General features: G+C 65.9%; 15 protein-coding genes and 1 riboswitch. Of the genes, 8 read left to right on the top strand and 7 right to left on the bottom strand.

The genetic code is table 11. The features are described 5' to 3' along the window. The first annotated feature begins 16 nt into the window (after positions 1-16). Both ACOI2T_RS11750 and ACOI2T_RS11745 read left to right on the top strand, forming a co-directional pair. Positions 17-1,537 carry an amino acid adenylation domain-containing protein gene (locus ACOI2T_RS11750; protein WP_421876592.1) on the top strand — a complete coding sequence of 507 codons (1,521 nt, stop codon included), beginning with the start codon at positions 17-19 and terminating at the stop codon, positions 1,535-1,537. A 39-nt stretch (positions 1,538-1,576) separates the two neighbouring features. Beyond that, entirely contained in the window at positions 1,577-2,062 is a 486-nt protein-coding gene (locus tag ACOI2T_RS11745; protein ID WP_409501340.1) for a DinB family protein, read from the top strand. On the opposite strand, the gene ACOI2T_RS11740 is transcribed toward ACOI2T_RS11745, so the two are convergent. Genes ACOI2T_RS11740 through prpD form a run of 3 tightly spaced genes read right to left on the bottom strand, consistent with a single transcriptional unit; the run spans position 2,037 to position 5,613 of the window. Further along, complete coding sequence (locus tag ACOI2T_RS11740) at positions 2,037-3,197, bottom strand: bifunctional 2-methylcitrate synthase/citrate synthase (protein ID WP_409501339.1); 1,161 nt, start codon at positions 3,195-3,197, stop codon at positions 2,037-2,039. The two genes, ACOI2T_RS11745 and ACOI2T_RS11740, sit on opposite strands and share 26 nt — an antisense overlap. Continuing rightward, on the bottom strand, positions 3,194-4,111 hold the full coding sequence (gene prpB, locus ACOI2T_RS11735; protein WP_409501338.1) for a methylisocitrate lyase: 918 nt from the start codon (positions 4,109-4,111) through the stop codon (positions 3,194-3,196). The genes ACOI2T_RS11740 and prpB overlap by 4 nt, the downstream gene beginning before the upstream one ends. Beyond that, the gene (prpD, locus tag ACOI2T_RS11730; protein WP_409501337.1) at positions 4,108-5,613 is read right to left on the bottom strand and encodes a 2-methylcitrate dehydratase PrpD; all 1,506 of its coding nucleotides are present in this window, start codon (positions 5,611-5,613) and stop codon (positions 4,108-4,110) included. The genes prpB and prpD overlap by 4 nt, the downstream gene beginning before the upstream one ends. Positions 5,614-5,733: 120 nt before the next feature. On the opposite strand from prpD, the gene ACOI2T_RS11725 reads away from it, so the two are divergent. Next, entirely contained in the window at positions 5,734-7,143 is a 1,410-nt protein-coding gene (locus tag ACOI2T_RS11725) for a short-chain fatty acyl-CoA regulator family protein (RefSeq protein ID WP_409501336.1), read from the top strand. On the opposite strand, the gene metE is transcribed toward ACOI2T_RS11725, so the two are convergent. The 3 genes from metE to ACOI2T_RS11710 all read right to left on the bottom strand — a co-directional run bounded on the left by metE (position 7,140) and on the right by ACOI2T_RS11710 (position 11,126). Continuing rightward, a complete protein-coding gene (metE, locus tag ACOI2T_RS11720; RefSeq protein ID WP_409501335.1) occupies positions 7,140-9,428 on the bottom strand; it encodes a 5-methyltetrahydropteroyltriglutamate--homocysteine S-methyltransferase in 2,289 nt (762 codons plus the stop codon). The genes ACOI2T_RS11725 and metE overlap by 4 nt on opposite strands. A 129-nt stretch (positions 9,429-9,557) precedes the next feature. After that, positions 9,558-9,787, bottom strand: a riboswitch (cobalamin riboswitch). Positions 9,788-9,838: 51 nt separating this feature from the next. Further along, the gene (locus ACOI2T_RS11715; protein ID WP_421876586.1) at positions 9,839-10,498 is read right to left on the bottom strand and encodes a sensor domain-containing protein; all 660 of its coding nucleotides are present in this window, start codon (positions 10,496-10,498) and stop codon (positions 9,839-9,841) included. A gap of 19 nt (positions 10,499-10,517) precedes the next feature. After that, entirely contained in the window at positions 10,518-11,126 is a 609-nt protein-coding gene (locus tag ACOI2T_RS11710) for an Rv2240c family protein (protein WP_409501333.1), read from the bottom strand. Between the two features lie 379 nt (positions 11,127-11,505). On the opposite strand from ACOI2T_RS11710, the gene ACOI2T_RS11705 reads away from it, so the two are divergent. The 3 genes from ACOI2T_RS11705 (at position 11,506) to ACOI2T_RS11695 (ending at position 13,888) form a co-directional block, all read left to right on the top strand. Further along, positions 11,506-12,204 carry an MspA family porin gene (locus ACOI2T_RS11705; RefSeq protein ID WP_409501332.1) on the top strand — a complete coding sequence of 233 codons (699 nt, stop codon included), beginning with the start codon at positions 11,506-11,508 and terminating at the stop codon, positions 12,202-12,204. A gap of 325 nt (positions 12,205-12,529) precedes the next feature. After that, the gene (locus ACOI2T_RS11700) at positions 12,530-13,219 is read left to right on the top strand and encodes an MspA family porin (RefSeq protein WP_409501331.1); all 690 of its coding nucleotides are present in this window, start codon (positions 12,530-12,532) and stop codon (positions 13,217-13,219) included. A gap of 9 nt (positions 13,220-13,228) precedes the next feature. Continuing rightward, positions 13,229-13,888 carry a hypothetical protein gene (locus ACOI2T_RS11695; protein ID WP_409501330.1) on the top strand — a complete coding sequence of 220 codons (660 nt, stop codon included), beginning with the start codon at positions 13,229-13,231 and terminating at the stop codon, positions 13,886-13,888. A 67-nt stretch (positions 13,889-13,955) separates the two neighbouring features. Here ACOI2T_RS11695 and ACOI2T_RS11690 read toward each other — a convergent pair whose 3' ends face one another. Beyond that, entirely contained in the window at positions 13,956-14,339 is a 384-nt protein-coding gene (locus tag ACOI2T_RS11690; RefSeq protein WP_409501329.1) for a hypothetical protein, read from the bottom strand. Positions 14,340-14,434: 95 nt separating this feature from the next. Between ACOI2T_RS11690 and ACOI2T_RS11685 the strand changes: the two genes are divergently transcribed. Together ACOI2T_RS11685 and ACOI2T_RS11680 are read left to right on the top strand one after the other, a co-directional pair. After that, positions 14,435-15,043: a class I SAM-dependent methyltransferase gene (locus ACOI2T_RS11685; protein WP_409501328.1), complete on the top strand. Its 609-nt coding sequence runs from the start codon at positions 14,435-14,437 to the stop codon at positions 15,041-15,043. A gap of 10 nt (positions 15,044-15,053) precedes the next feature. Next, positions 15,054-15,806, top strand: coding sequence for an enoyl-CoA hydratase (locus ACOI2T_RS11680; protein WP_409501327.1), 753 nt, complete (start codon positions 15,054-15,056; stop codon positions 15,804-15,806). The last annotated feature ends 1 nt before the right edge of the window (position 15,807 follow it).

Below are 15,807 nucleotides of genomic sequence, written 5' to 3'. Positions count from 1 at the left end.
AGTGCTGATCCATGCAATGTTCAGGGCACAAACGCTCCGCACCCCGGACGTCATCGCGATAATCGGCCGCCAGACCGCCTACACGTACGCCGAACTCGATCGACTCACCGACGCGATCGCATACCGGCTTCAACTCGGCGGAGTGCATCCCGAAACCGTGGTCGGCTGCTGGGCGCATGACTCGCTGACCATTGTGGTCCAGCTGCTGTCCGTACTGAAGGCAGGCGGCGCCTATCTGCTGCTGGATCCGCAGTTGCCGGTTGAGCACGTGCGCTACATGATCGACGACAGCGATCCGATGTGCATCCTGTCCGACAGTCCGCTGCCGATCAGCTTGACCGGCGAACGCACGACGGTGCTGATGTCCGATCTCACGCAAGGACTTTCACGCGCTACGACCCCGGTCCCCGCTGCCGGCGTCGCTCCCGACAACCTCGCGTACGTTGCTTATACGTCAGGCTCGACCGGTCGCCCCAAGGGCGTCCTGATCACGCATTCCGCGGTGAGCAACCACGCGACGTCGATGCGCAAGCACCTTGAGCTGCGGCCGGGTGACCGGTTGCCGATGATGGCGCCTGCCGCCTTCGACATGGCCACCGAGGAGATACTGCCGCCGCTGGTGTCGGGGTGCACGCTGGTGGACGCGCCGCACCGGGCACCGTCGATGCGCGAATTCACCGAGGACATCCTCGACGACGGCTACACCGTGCTCAACATCTCCGCGCCGCTATGGCACCGGTGGACGACATATCTGCAGCAGACCGGCCTTGCGGTACCCCATACGCTGCGGTTGGTGATCGTCGGCAGCGACAAGATCTACACCGCCAAGTTCGAGGAGTGGATGTCGCTGCCGGGCGCCGAGAATGTCTGGTGGGTCGCCGCTTACGGCGTGACCGAAGCGACCGTGACCTCGCTCCTGTATCTCACCGCAGCGCGGGACGATCTGCGTGACGAAGCGTTGATGCCGATCGGCACACCCCTTGACAATGTCACTGCATACGTCGTCGGCGACGACGGCGAGCTGGTGGAACCGGGCGAGGTCGGTGAACTGTTCATCGGCGGTGCGGGACTTGCCCGCGGCTATTGCAACCTGCCGGGCAAGACCGCGGAACGGTTCGGACACAACCCATTCGATCCAATTCCCGGATCGCGGTACTACCGCACCGGAGATCTCGTTCGCCGGCGTATCGACGGCACCTTCGTGTGGCTGGGGCGGCGCGATTCACAGATCAATATCAACGGCCTGCGGATCGAACCGGCGGAGATCGAGGCCACCATCCACGACCATCCGGCCGTCGGAGAAGCTGTCGTGGTGTTCAAACCGCCCACCGTCGCCGGCGGCCAGGGAAACCTTGTCGCCTTCGTCGAAGCCAAGAGCGACAGCGGGATCGACATCGATGCACTCCGTGCGTACTTGACCACTCGGTTGCATCCGCCGACGCTGCCCGACGAGATCATCGTGCTCGACCGTATCCCGCTCAGCATGAACGGCAAGATCGACCGCGCGGCACTGCGGCTGTTCCAACAAGTGTCATGACTAGTTCGCGGTGCGCCGCGGAATGGCTACTGTCGTCACATGGCACGGCGGCGAAAAGACATGCCACCGCCCGCGACGGGCGGCAGCGAACGCGACGTTCTACTCGGATTTCTCGATTACCTGCGCGAGTGCGTGATCGCGAAGGTGCAGGGCGCGTCCGAACCGCACGTGCGCCAACCCGCAGTCCCGTCCGGGACGAATCTCCTCGGGCTGCTCAACCATCTGGTCAACGTCGAGCGGTTCACGTTCCTGGGCGAGGCGGTCGCCGACTGGCCCGCGACGTTCCACGCTGCCGCGGACAGCAACGTGCAGTCGCTTACCGCGGAATACGAGCGGGCTATCGCCCAGGCCAACGAGGCGATCACGTCCTGCGCCGATCTGGAATCACCGTGCGCGCGCCCGACCCGTCAAGGCCAACCGCCGTCCATGCGGTGGGCACTCACGCACATGATCGAAGAAACCGGCCGCCACGCGGGACACATGGACATCCTGCGGGAGCTCATCGACGGGTCGACGGGCCGTTGACCCGGTCACGGACGAGCGCACGCTGCGGAGGGCCGCTGTAGTCACTCAGCGGCCGGATGAGCGCATTGGAGGCGGCCTGTTCCATGACATGCGCCGTCCAGCCGGTGATGCGACTCATCACGAAGATCGGGGTGAAGCTCGGAATGTCGAAGCCCATCAGGTGGTATGCCGGACCGGTCGGGAAGTCGAGGTTGGGCTTGATTCCCGTCGCGGCGAGCATGTTCTGTTCCAGCGACTCGTAGATGTCCAGCCAGTGCCTGCCGTCGCGTATCGCAGCCACCCGGTAGAGCGCATCCCTCATGGTCGGCACGCGGGAATCCCCGTTGCGGTAGACACGATGCCCGAACCCCATCACCTTGTCTTTGCGAGACAGCTTGGCGTGCAACCATTCCGGAGCACGGTCGGCCGAGCCGATCGCCAGCATGTCGCGCATGACGGCTTCGTTGGCCCCGCCGTGCAGTGACCCTTTCAGCGCGCCGATCGCAGCCGTTACCGCACTGTAGATGTCGGATCGGGTCGACGTGACGACGCGCGCGGCGAACGTCGACGCGTTGAAGCTGTGCTCGGCGTAGAGGATCATCGATTGCTCGAACGCTTCGACCACAACCGGGTCCGGCACCTCACCGAAACACATGTTGAGGAAATTCTGCGCATACCCCAGGTGCGAGTGCGGCGCGATGACATCCTGCCCGCGCCGCCTGCGCATGTCGGCGGCGACGATCGTGGGCAGAACCGCGAACATACGCAACGACTTTGCGTAGTTCGCCGCCACACTGCTGTCGTCTTCGTCGGGGTCTTCGGCACCCAGATAGCTGATCGCGGTGCGCACGACGTCCATCGGATGACAACTGTCCGGCAGTTTCGCCAGCAGTGACAACATCGACCGGTTCAGCCGCCTGGAGGCGCGCTCCCGCTGGTTGAACAACGCCAGTTCCTGATCGTCGGGCAATTCACCGTGCCACAGCAGATACGCGACCTGCTCGAAGCTGCACTGCGCGGCAAGCTCCTGCACGGGATAACCCCGGTAGGTCAGAGTATTGGTCTCGGGTACCACCTTGGAGATCGCGGTGGTGTCCACCACGACGCCGGCAAGACCCTTCCGGATCTGTGGCGCCTCTCCGGTCGAAGCAGTCATGGTCTCGCCTCCTGCGGCGCGAAGTTGTAGATGTCGGAGTCGAAGTCGTTGTAGTCGGCGTAGCGCAACAACCCGTACAGCCGGCTGCGGCTCTGCATGCGGTCCACCAGGCCCGCCTGGGTACCGGACGAGATGATGTCGCGAAGGCCGGCCTCCACGGCATGCATCGCGAGGCGCAGCGTGGTCACCGGGTAGATAACGACGTTGTAGCCCATGTCGGAGAGTTGACGCGCCGTGAGCAGTTCGGACTTGCCGAACTCGGTCATGTTCGCCAGCAGCGGCGTATCGACGGCAGCCCGGAACTGCTCGAATTCCGTTGGCGTTCGCAGAGCTTCGGTGAAGATGAGATCGGCTCCGGCGTCGGCGTACGCCTTTGCCCGCTCGATGGCGGCGGGCAGCCCCTCGACTCCCGCGGCATCGGTGCGGGCGCAGACGATGAGGTTGGCGTCGCGCCGGGCACACACCGCCGCCCGCAGTCGCTTGACCATCTCCGCGGTGTCGACCACGGACTTGCCGTCGAGGTGGCCGCAGCGCTTCGGGTTGACCTGATCCTCCAGGTGAAGCCCGGCCAGGCCGGCGTCTTCGAGCAGCGTTACGGTGCGGGCCACATTCATCGGCTCGCCGAACCCGGTGTCGGCATCGATGAGCGTCGGAAGATCAGTGGCCGAGGCGATCTGGGCTCCGCGGCCACACACCTCGGTCAAGGTGGTCAGGCCGATGTCTGGCAGGCCGAGGTCTGCCGACAGCACCGCACCCGACACGTACACCCCATCGAACCCGACCTCGGCTGTCAGCTTGGCCACGAGCGGCGAGAAGGCTCCCGGGAAGCGTTGCAGCCGACCGGATTCCAGCGCGACCCGAAGTCGCCGACGTTTCTCGGCAGCGGTGATCGCCGAGGCCAGCAGCCCGCTCACCGGAAGATCCCCGACGGCACGCTCGGCGCCTTGTCGAGCACCCGTTGATCGACCCTGACGTTCAAGGCGTCCAATCCGCCCGGCTTGATCGCCGCGAGTCCATCGACGGCGGCCAGAAACCGCTGCTGTTCGGCGGTTTCGACCATCCCGTCGGCGAGTTCGGTGAACTTCGCGATGTACTGCGGGCGCTCGAACGGCCGGGCGCCCAGTGGATGTGCGTCGGCGACCGCGAGTTCGTCGACGATCGTGTCACCGTTCTTGAGCGTCACAACGGCCTTGGCGCCGAATGCCTTTTCGGCCGGGTCGGCGGCGTGGTAACGCCGGGTCCATTCCGCATCCTCGACGGTGGAGATCTTCTTCCACAGTTCGACGGTGTCTGGCCGGTGGGCGCGTTCCGGGGCGTAGGAGCGTTCGTGATGCCAGGTGCCGTCTTGCAACGCGACCGCGAAGATGTACATCACTGAGTGGTCGAGTGTTTCGCGCGAGGCGGCGGGATCGAACTTCTGCGGATCGTTGGATCCCGTGCCGATCACCACGTGGGTGTGATTGCTGGTGTGCAACACGATCGAGGCGATCTGGTCGAGGTCGCCGATGCGGTCGCGCATCCGACGGGCCAGGTCGATCGGCGCCTGGCTCTGGTACTCGGCCGAGTGCTCCTTGGTGTAGCTGTCGAGAATCGCGCGTTTGGGCTCACCTGCTGCGGGCAGCGGTACGCGGTAGGTGTGCTCGGGACCGCCGAGCAACCAGGCGATCACGCCGTCTTCACCCTCCCAGATCGGGGCAGGCGAACCCTCGCCACGCATCGTACGGTCGACGGCCTCGATCGCGACCTTGCCCGCCCAGGCAGGCGCGAATGCCTTCCAGCTCGAGATGAGACCCTTGCGCGACTGCCGCGTCGCGGTCGTCAGGTGCAGCGCCTGACCGATTGCGGCGTAAATCGTTTCGGGGTCCAGGCGCAGCATGGTGCCCAGCCCGGCCGCCACGGACGGTCCGAGGTGGGCGACGTGGTCGATCTTGTGTTCGTGCAGGCAGATTCCCTTGGTGAGGTCGATCTGCACCTCATAGGCCGTGGCGATCCCGCGGATCAAGTCGGCGCCGCGCACACCGAGTTGTTGTGCGACGGCGACGAGTGCCGGGATGTTGTCGCCCGGGTGTGAATAGTCCGCGGCCAGGAACGTGTCGTGAAAATCGAGTTCACGTACCGCAACCCCGTTGGCCCATGCGGCCCATTCCGCCGAAACGGTGCTGTCGACACCGAAGACGGCGGCACCCTGACGGCGCAGGTGCGACAGTGCCTGCTCGCGGGCGACCGTGACCGGCCTGCGGAGCACGGACGCCGCCGACACCGCGGCGTTGTCGATGATGCGGTTGAGCACCATCGCCTCGGTCTCCGGCAGTACGGGCACCGGGTCCGCAGCGACCTCGGCGATCTTCCAGGCCAGGTGTTGGGAGCGCGGAAATTCTTCGGCGCTGCGCCGGCTTCTGACGTGATGTTCACGCATGATTCGCACGGTACGCAGACCACATGATCAGCGGAAGCACCTGTAACTGCGTAACTTTGCATCCTTACCTCGCCGGATTTGCGAATGTTGCGAAAGCGAGGCGGAGTAACCTCGTCCCCGATGGCGAAGACTTTCGCTGGCGCCCGCCTGAGGCGGCTGCGGGACGACAGGGGCCTGACACAGGTCGCGCTTGCGCGTGCCCTCGGGCTGTCCACCAGCTACGTCAACCAGCTGGAGAACGATCAACGCCCTATCACCGTCCCGGTGCTGTTGGCGCTTGCCGACCGGTTCGACCTGCCCACGCACTACTTCGCCCCCGACGCCGACGCCCGCTTGGTGTCCGACCTGCGCGAGGCACTCTCCGAACATCCCGCCACCGCGGCTCAAATCGAGGAACTCGTGGCTCGGATGCCCGAAATCGGGCACACATTGGTGAGCTTGCACCGCCGCCTGCACGACGCGACCGCAGAGCTCGAGGCGGTGCACGGGCGGGCCAACCTCGACACCGCGACGGGCGGGCAACCGCCGATGCCGTTCGAGGAGGTCCGGGATTTCTTCTACGACCGCCGTAATTACATCGATGAACTCGACCGCGCTGCCGAGGAACTGTTCGCCCGCCACCGGCTACGCACGGGCGGTCTCGATGGCCAGCTCGCGGAAGTGTTGTACGAGACGCACGGCGTCACGGTGGTGATCGACGACGGTGATGTGTTGGCGCCCAACATGAAACGCCGCTATCGACCCGACGTTGGGGCACTGTACGTGGCCCGGTGGTTACATCCCGGCCAACGCGCATTTCAGCTCGCCACGCAGCTCGCACTGCTGATGCACTCGGATCTGATCGCCGCGATCGTGGCCACCGACGACAAGCTCAGCCCAGAGGCTCGCGACGTCGCACGGATCGGGTTGGCGAACTATTTCGCGGGCGCCGTACTTTTGCCATACGGGATGTTTCTCAGGGCCGCCGAGGAACTGCGGTACGACATCGACCAGCTCGCACGCCGGTTCGAGGTCGGATTCGAAACCGTCTGCCATCGCCTGTCCACGCTCCAACGGCCGGACGCTCGCGGGGTGCCCTTCATCTTCGTCCGTACCGACAGCGCGGGAAACATCTCAAAACGACAGTCCGCCACGGCCTTTCACTTCTCCCGCGTGGGCGGGAACTGCCCGCTGTGGGTGGTTCACCACGCATTTTCGCGGCCGGGCGAGTTTCTCACCCAGGTCGCGCAGATGCCCGATGGGCGCAGCTATTTCTGGGTCGCCAAGACGTCGCCCTCGACGCCCGTCCGGTACCTCGGGACCCCGAAGCGCTTTGCGATCGGCCTGGGCTGCGACCTGGCCCATGCGGACAAACTCGTCTACTCCGTCGGCATCGACCTCGGCGATCCCGCGGCCACGGTGCCCATCGGAGCGGGCTGCCGGATCTGTGACCGGCCGGCCTGCCCACAGCGGGCGTTCCCGTATGTGGGCAGGCCGGTCCAGGTGGATCCGCAGACCAGCAGCGATCTCCCGTATCCGCCGGTGCTCTAGCCCGAGCGTGAGCCCGACTCTGACCCGCGCACCTCTGCTGCCGCGGCCACCAGATGCTTGAGCGACTCGGTCACCTCATCGGTCGTCCGGGTCTTCAACCCGCAGTCGGGGTTCACCCAGAGCCGTTCAGCGGGAACCGCTTTGAGTGCCTCTCGAAGCGACGAGGCGATTTCATCCACGCCCGGTATGCGTGGTGAGTGGATGTCGTAGACGCCCGGGCCGACGCTGTTGGCGAAACCCGCAGCGTTGAGATCGCCGAGCACCTCCATATGTGAACGCGCCGCCTCGATCGAGGTCACGTCGGCATCGAGATCGGCGATCGCCCCGATCACCTCGCCGAACTCCGAATAGCACAGATGTGTGTGGATCTGGGTGGCGTCCGCGACGCCGGACGTGGCCAACCGGAACGCCTCGACCGCCCACTCGATATAGGCCCCCTGGCCTTTTGACCGCAACGGCAGCAGTTCGCGCAACGCGGGTTCGTCCACCTGGATGATCGCGATGCCCGCTGCTTGCAGGTCTACCGTCTCATCGCGGATCGCGAGTGCCACCTGAGCGGCCGTATCGGCCAGCGGTTGATCGTCCCGGACGAACGACCACGCCAGGATGGTCACCGGTCCGGTGAGCATGCCCTTGACGGGCTTGTCGGTCAAGGACTGTGCGTACGTGATCCACACGACCGTCATCGGTTTCGGCCGGGCGACATCGCCGTACAGGATCGGCGGGCGTACACAGCGGCTGCCGTACGACTGCACCCAGCCGTTCTGCGTCGCGAAGAATCCGTCCAGTTGCTCGGCGAAATACTGCACCATGTCGTTGCGTTCGGGTTCCCCGTGCACGAGCACGTCGAGTCCCAGCTGCTCTTGAAGCTTGATGACATCGGCGATCTCGGCCCTCATCCGGCGCTCGTATTCGGCCGCGTCGATCCTGCCGGCCCGTAGGTCGGCGCGAGCGAGCCGAATGGCCGACGTCTGTGGGTAGGACCCGATGGTCGTCGTGGGCAACGACGGCAGCCGCAATCGGTCGTTCTGAGCGGCACGACGCACATCAGCAGGTCCACGCTCGGCGCCCGACGCCCTGATCGATGAGATGCGCGCGCGGATCTCGCCGTTGTCGAGCCGGGGATCGTTCTTGCGCGACGCGATTGCGCCGTTGGACGCCGCGACCTCGGCCGCGATCGCGTCCGGTCCGTCCTTCAGGCCGCGCGCCAGCACGACCACCTCGGTGACCTTCTCGGACCCGAACGCCAGCCAACTACGCAGGGCGTCGTCGAGTTGCGGCTCGGCGCCGAGACTGTACGGCACGTGCAGCGTCGAGCAGGATGTCGAAACGGCCACGCGGCCGGCGCATTCCGACAGCGCATCCAGACTGCCCAGCGCGGCTTCCAGATCGGTGCGCCACACGTTGCGGCCATCGACCACGCCGGCGACGACGAGCTTGTCGGCCAGCTCCGGCACGGCTGCGACGGCTGCGGCACGCCCGGCCACGAGGTCGACCCCGATCGCCTCGACCGGCGTACGGGCCAGTGCCGGCAGCACGTCGGCCAACTCGCCGAAGTATGTCGCGGCAAACAGCGCGGGGCGGTGCGCGAGGCCGGCTAGCCGCGCGTACGTGCGCTCGGCCAGTTCGGCACCGTTGTCGAGGATGTCGGTCACCAACACGGGCTCGTCGAGCTGCACCCACTGCGCGCCGTTGTCCGCGAGCAGCTCCAGCAGCTCGGCGTACACCCCGACGAGCTCGTCGAGCCGGTCGATCGGCGCACCGTTCCCCGCCTTCGACAGCGCCAGGAAGGTAATCGGTCCGATGACCACGGGACGTGCCGGAATATTGTGTGCCGCGGCTTCTTCCAACTCTGCGAGCACCTTGGCGGGATTCAGCGCAAAGGTGATCTCCGGACCGATCTCGGGAACGAGATAGTGGTAGTTGGTATCGAACCACTTGGTCATCTCCAGTGGCGCGATCACATCGGTCCCGCGAGCCGCGGCGAAGTACCGGTCGAGTTCGTCTGGAATCACCGCGACCCGAGACGGCAACGCACCCAACAGCACTGCCGTGTCCAGTACCTGGTCGTAGTAGGAGAAGGTGTTCACCGGGACCGAGTCCAGGCCCGCCGCGGTTAGCGCGCGCCAGGTTTCGCGGCGCAGACCGGCCGCGACGGCTTCGAGCTCGCCGCGGTCGATGCAACCGGCCCAGTATTTCTCGACCGCGCGCTTGAGTTCGCGGTTCGGGCCGATGCGAGGTGACCCGAGAACGGTGGCGGTGAACGGTGTAGCGGTTGTGCTCATGACGACGTCCTTCGAACTGCGACGGGATGGTCACCGCCAGCGGACGCCCGAGCCGAGCACGGTCACCCGCCACGAGCGGACCGCGTCGGCCACACGCCCATTCCACGAGGCGATGAACCACCGGGCGCGGCGCGCCCGGTACAACCGGCAGGTCTTCGGACTCGCAGGCACGCACGATGTTCGTGCACCTAGTGGCCGTCGCTTCCCAGCCGCAGTGTTCTGCGTGCCAGTGCTGATGACGGCGGTCGTTCCTGCATACCGCTGCGGGACAGTCCCGGATTCTCACCGGGTTCCCTCTCACGTCGCACCTCTTCAAGCGTGCGACGCTCGATGTCGACACCGGCCGAGGCCGGCATCGACAAACCAGCTGCGACGACCAGGTTACTCGCCGTCGCCGGCGCAGTACCGGCTCACCTGCGCAGCGACGCCTTGATGGTATCGGCGACCATCGCCGCCTGAGTGACGGTTTCCGACGCGGGTTTACAGGCCTGGACATCGATGATCACGTTCGCCTCGACCGCCAACACACGCTGGCATGACCGCGCCTGCACACCCGTTCCACGCGTGAACGGCATCGACAGCTCGGTGTCGGTCTCCGCCAGCGCCCCACTCTTCCACTTGGGTAACTGCTGACCGTTGAGATTGATGTTCACGTTGTGGTCGGCGCACTTCGACCACCGATCGGCCGACTCTCGATAGAAGTCACGGGCATCCTGCTCGGACGGGTAGGAGACCACCGATTGGACGACGAGGTTGTCCCAGTTGTCGGTGTCCGGTGAACGCAACAGCTGCTGACGCAGCGCGTTCCACCCGTCGCCGTATATCGCCGCCTCGTTAACCTGCCATACCCCAAGACAATTGAGGTTGGGCAGCAGATTGCGGTGATCACCCATCGTGGTCACCATCGGATGCGACGTCATCCCGGTGGTCGCCATCAGGGTGTTCATCTGATCGGTGCTGAGCAGCAGGCCGTTGAGGTCGGCGTCGCCGACAACGGTGGGCTCCGCATCGACGTTGCCGTGGCCCGCGCACCCGGTGAGCATGACAAGCAGGGCAATGAAGGCGGTCACACAGCGCAGCAGGCGGCGCTCAGGCATGCGTACCGGCCAGCGCGCACGCCATCTGGGCATTGTGGGCATCGTCGTTGAGTTCGCTGGCCGTCACATTCAGCGTGTCCCCGCTGCCCCGCAACCCCATCTTCAGCAACAGCTTGGTCGCGTCCACCGACCAGGCACGCATCGGGCTGGCGATATCGGGTGACAACCCCGGTGTCCCAGCCGCATTCATCGCCTTCGCAGCCGATTCCCGCAGTGCGGTACGACCGCTCACGTTGGTGGTATTGACGATCGGGTCCGAGTAGTCGGGACGGGTGCTGCCGTCGATCGTGTCCGCGAAATCCCCGTAGAACACCGATGCGTTGTCCAGCGCCTCGGCGAAAAGTGAGCACGCCGCGACCGCTGCCGGGCTGGCGTCACCGGCAGACACCGGGCCCGCGGCCATCGGATCGGGCGCCGGAGCCGTCGGATCCGGAACAGCCACCGGTGCCGCGGGTGCTGCAGGCGCGGGGGCAACCGCGCCCGCCTCGGTCTGGACGACCGCGTCGGGATCGGCAGACGCCGTTGGCCCCACTGCGATTCCGATGCCCAGTGCGACACCGAGCACCGCCAGACCTCGCCCACACAGGTTTGACGACCTCACCTAGTCCTCCAAAAATCCAACTGCCAGCACGCAATCGGGCATCGCCGGCCATTGCTCCCATACCGTCGGCGCAACATGTGTCTCAAAGGTGAACGACCGGCAAATGCTCCCGCTCCACCTGCCGTCCATTGCATGTCCGGGGCCTGGCACGCCACAGTTGAATGTATTACGTTGGTGCGCAGTCAATTACCAGGAAGTTCACAGTTTCCGGAAAACCCTGCCGGATGGGAATGTGGCGCGATGTGTTGGCGCTTTGTTCACCGTTTCGAAATGCGATCAGTTCATGATTCGTCGCGACAGATCCCTTGAATCCCTTGGCTTCTCCGAAGTTGTGTCGGCCCCAGCGGATTCAGTCCCCATGAGAGGCGCAAGTTCACGCATGTTGAATCGTTTTGCCAAACTGGCTGCAGTCTGCATGTTGGCCCCGATCGCGGTGGCCCCGCTTGCGTCAGCCGAACCCGTACCTCCGCCACCGGATCCCGCAGCGCCGGTCGCCGCACCGGCACCGCCTGCGCCGGACACCGGCGCGGTGCCGTCGGCCCCTCCGGGCGTCCTCGATACCCCCGACGGCTGGCACGTGACCGTCGCGGGCAGCAATGAGAGCCAGTTGCCGGTGGCGCCGTTGACCACCGCGGTGTCCTCGCGCGAGTACCTGGTGGCGGGCACGTTCACCGGCACGATCACCGGTTCCGGCAAGACCAAACTGACCGGTGGGACGCTCGAAGCCGGCCAGCAGATCGGCTGCGGAATTGTCTCTGACGAGACCGAGATCAACCCGGGCGCAAGCTTTTCCCCGTCCATCAGGGTGCCGTTCACCGGCGCGGCCACCGATGTGGGTTTCGGTACCGGTATCAACCTTCAGGGCAAGGTGTACCTCAAGCCGGGCACCGTGACGATCGTCCCCATCGACAAGAAGACCTTCAAGGGTGATTCCACCCGCGTCACCATCACCGGTGTCCGCATCAAGTTCGACCAGTGCGCCGGCCAGTCGTTCATCCGCTCGTACGCGACGCTCACCGCATCGACCGAGAACACCGACGACGTCATCACCTACCTCGGTGTCACCAAGGCTGTCTGACACACACCGGGATTCGGAAAGCGTGGTCGAGCCGGGTTTGCCTGGCTCGACCACGCTTTTTGTTGATCGTATTTGAATGCATTGATATTCGGGAATATTCGGTCGAGTCTGTTGGTTGCCACCCGCCGCAGTGCGTTTGCAGGAACATCACAGCTCCAGCATGCCCATTGGACGGTCGCACGGCCTGATCTGTTGCCCGACAGTTCACCGTCTCGCAATGCCATCCGTTCATGATTCGTCGCGACAGATTCCTTGAATCCCTTGGCTTCTCCGACAATTCGTTGATCCAGTGGATTCAGACCCCATGAGAGGCGCAAGTTCACGCATGTTGAATCGTTTTGCCAAACTGGCTGCAGTCTGCATGTTGGCCCCCATTGCGGTGGCCCCGCTTGCGTCAGCCGAACCCGTACCTCCGCCACCGGATCCCGCCGCGCCGGTGGCCGACGCTCCGCCGCCACCGGACAATGGCGTCGTCGCGTCTGCGGCGCCTGGCGTGGTCACCACTCCTGACGGCTGGACTCTGACGGTCGCGGCATCCAACGAAAGCCAATTGCCCGTTGCGCCTTTGACCACCGCCGTGTCCTCGCGCGAGTACATGGTCGCGGCCACCTTCACCGGCAGTGTGTCGGGCTCGGGCGAATCCACGCTGACCGGCGGGACATTGGACACCGGCTACCAGATCGGCTGCGGTATCGAGCTCGGCCAGGTCCGCCTGATCGGCTCGGTCGGCCTCAGCACCTCCGGATCCACGCTCGGCGGCCTGATCCCGACCGGACTGAGCGTTCCGCTGTCCGGAACCCTCGAAATCCACCTCAAGCCCGGTACCGTGAACAACGTTTCGGTGACCAAGAAGTCCTTCAAGGCCGCACCGGTGCGGGTCACGATCAAAGACGTCCACATCAAGCTCGACGGCTGCGCAGGCCAGTCCTTCCTGCGGTCCTACGCGATCCTGACCAGCTCGACGACCGACACCGACGACGTCGTCGCGTACTACGGCGTCACCAAGGCAGTCTGAGGTAACCCCGTGAAGCCGACACACCGCGTCGTGGCGGCCGGCATCCTGGCTCTCGGCGCGGCGGTCGCCTCAGCGGCGGCCGCCGGCGCCGAACCGGCTCCGGATGCACCCGCCAATCCGGCGGTTCCCGCGCCACCGCCACCACCGCCCCCGCCCGGCCCGACGGTTCCCGGGATCGGTGCTCCGTTGGGGCCCAACGGACTTGCGCTGCTTGAGCAGACCGGCACACCGACCGCAGGCCCACTCGGCCTTCCCGAAGGCGTGAGCCTCGACCCCAAGAGTCTGCTGGCCCAGAACGCGTCTCCGGGCGGGCCGCCCGGCACGCCGCCCAACCTGAGGGCGTTCAGCAACGGCTACGTGCTGCCGCAGAACGAAGTACCCTCGGCCCCCGGCCAGGGTTCGGTGGTGGGCGTGGCACCCGGACAGGAGAACGCCGACATCTCCGGGATCGACTACATCAAGCAGTTGCACGAGCTGTACAAGAACGGCAACCTCCGGGGTTCGCTGCTCGGCCAGCTTCCCAAGGAGCAGCTCGGTCAGCCCCTGCCCGGTACGGCACCACCACCAGGAACCAACGTCCCACCGGGCCTCGTGCAATACCTGCCCGAGCCCGCGCCGCCCGCCGACCCGGCGGCGCCGCAGGCTCCGGCACCGCCGCCCATCCCCTGATCGGCCGACCGGCCGCTCCTGTGACCAGGCATTGGTTGCAGGAGCCGGCCGGAGCCGCCGTGCATCCTCACACGGCCCCCGCATTCGCGACGGTCGTCGTCGCGTAGGGGTTCGTCATCGTGGTGGTCGCGGGCTCGGACGTGCTTGCCGGCGACTCTTCCGGTGCGGGCGGCACGATCGCCGGTTCGGTGAGCTCGCTGGTGGTCACGGGAACCGGACGTGTCGTCGACGAGGACAGGGTGTGTCGTGTGGTAGACGCTGTGGTCAGCGTGGACGTCGTCGTTTCGTGCGGCAGCGCCGGCAGCGTCGACTGGTGCGATGTCATGAAGACGGCGAATGCGAGCGCGCCGATAACCAGCAGACCGCCGATGCCCGCGACAACCACGGCCCAGTCCGACTCGTGCCATGGCGTCCGCTCCGGCGCATCCTGGTCGGGACGGGTATCCAGCATAAAGACATTGTCCCCCAACGGGATACGTGTTTCGTCAGACGGCAGCTGACGGCCAGGTGAAATCTCACCCCGTGGTTGATGGCACAGTCGGAGGGGTGACACCGCCGAGCGACACGTACTGGAATCACAACACCGCCTATCACCCGTGGCTGGTGAAGATCGCCGCACAGCGGCGCGGTGACGTTCTCGACGTCGGTTGCGGCGACGGCCTGTTGGCACAGCGGTTGGCTCCGGTGTCGCGCTCGGTGACCGCGATCGACCCGGAACCCGCGGCGCTGCAACGCGCGTGGCTCCGACTTGCCGACCACCCCAACGCGACCGTCACCCAAGCCGGTTTCACTGACTTCGATCCCGGGCCACGCCGGTTCGACCTCATCACGATGGTCGCAAGCCTGCACCACATGGATCTGCGCGGTGCGCTCACGAAGGCGCGCGGGTTGCTGACTCCGTCGGGTGAGATCGCAGTGGTGGGGTTGTCGGCCAACAAGACAGTTCGGGACTGGCTGTGGTCGGCGTTGTGCCTGCCGGCGGCCCGCGCGGGTTCGTGGTGGCATCGCGAGACCAGGGACATCGGCGTGACCGTCGCCGAGCCCGCGGAGAGCCTCGACGAGATCCGCCGTGCCGCCGACGAGATTCTGCCGGGAGCCACGATTCGGCGTGCCCTGTACTACCGCTACCTACTGCGGTGGTGCAACGGGAACTAGGCTCAGTGCCGTGTCAGAATCCGTTTTGGTCGATCTTGTCGACCGTGTCGCAGTGCTCACCGTCAACGATCCCGACCGCCGCAACGCCGTGACGTTCGAGATGTCGGCCGCATTGCGCGCCGCGGTGCAGGCAGCGGAAGCCAATTCGGATGTACACGCGGTGATCGTCACCGGCGCAGGCAAAGCGTTCTGCGCGGGTGCGGACCTCACGGCGCTCGGTGCGGCGACCGAGGAGGGTCTGCGCAAGATCTACGACGGCTTCCTTGCCGTTGCCCACTGTTCGTTGCCGACGATCGCGGCGGTGAACGGCCCGGCGGTCGGGGCCGGCCTGAACCTCGCGCTGGCTGCCGATGTGCGTATCGCCGGGCCGGCCGCGTTGTTCGATCCACGGTTCCAGAAGCTCGGCATCCATCCCGGCGGTGGTGCGACGTGGATGCTGCAGCGCGCGGCGGGTCCCCAGGTGGCCCGGGCGTCGCTGCTGTTCGGCATGCGATTCGATGCCGAAGCGGCGGTGCGCCACGGCCTGGCGCTCAGCGTTGCCGACGATCCGGTGGCCGCCGCACGTGAACTCGCCGCCGGGCCGGCCGGTGCGCCGCGCGAGGTGGTGCTGGCCACCAAGGCGTCGATGCGGGCCACCGCGAATCCCGGTGTCGTCGATTCGGATCAGCACCGCATCGCCGTGGACACCGAGCTCGGCCCGCAGGCACGGTCGATCGAATCGCCTGAGTTCGCACAGCGTTTGGCTGCCGCCAAACGGAAGTAGC

Origin of the sequence: Mycolicibacterium wolinskyi str. Jessa 2025, from assembly GCF_049241375.1 — a bacterium.
GTDB classification, from domain to species: domain Bacteria; phylum Actinomycetota; class Actinomycetes; order Mycobacteriales; family Mycobacteriaceae; genus Mycobacterium; species Mycobacterium wolinskyi.
The sequence above is the reverse complement of the archived record's forward strand: the minus strand, read 5'-3'. Positions and strand labels throughout refer to the sequence as shown.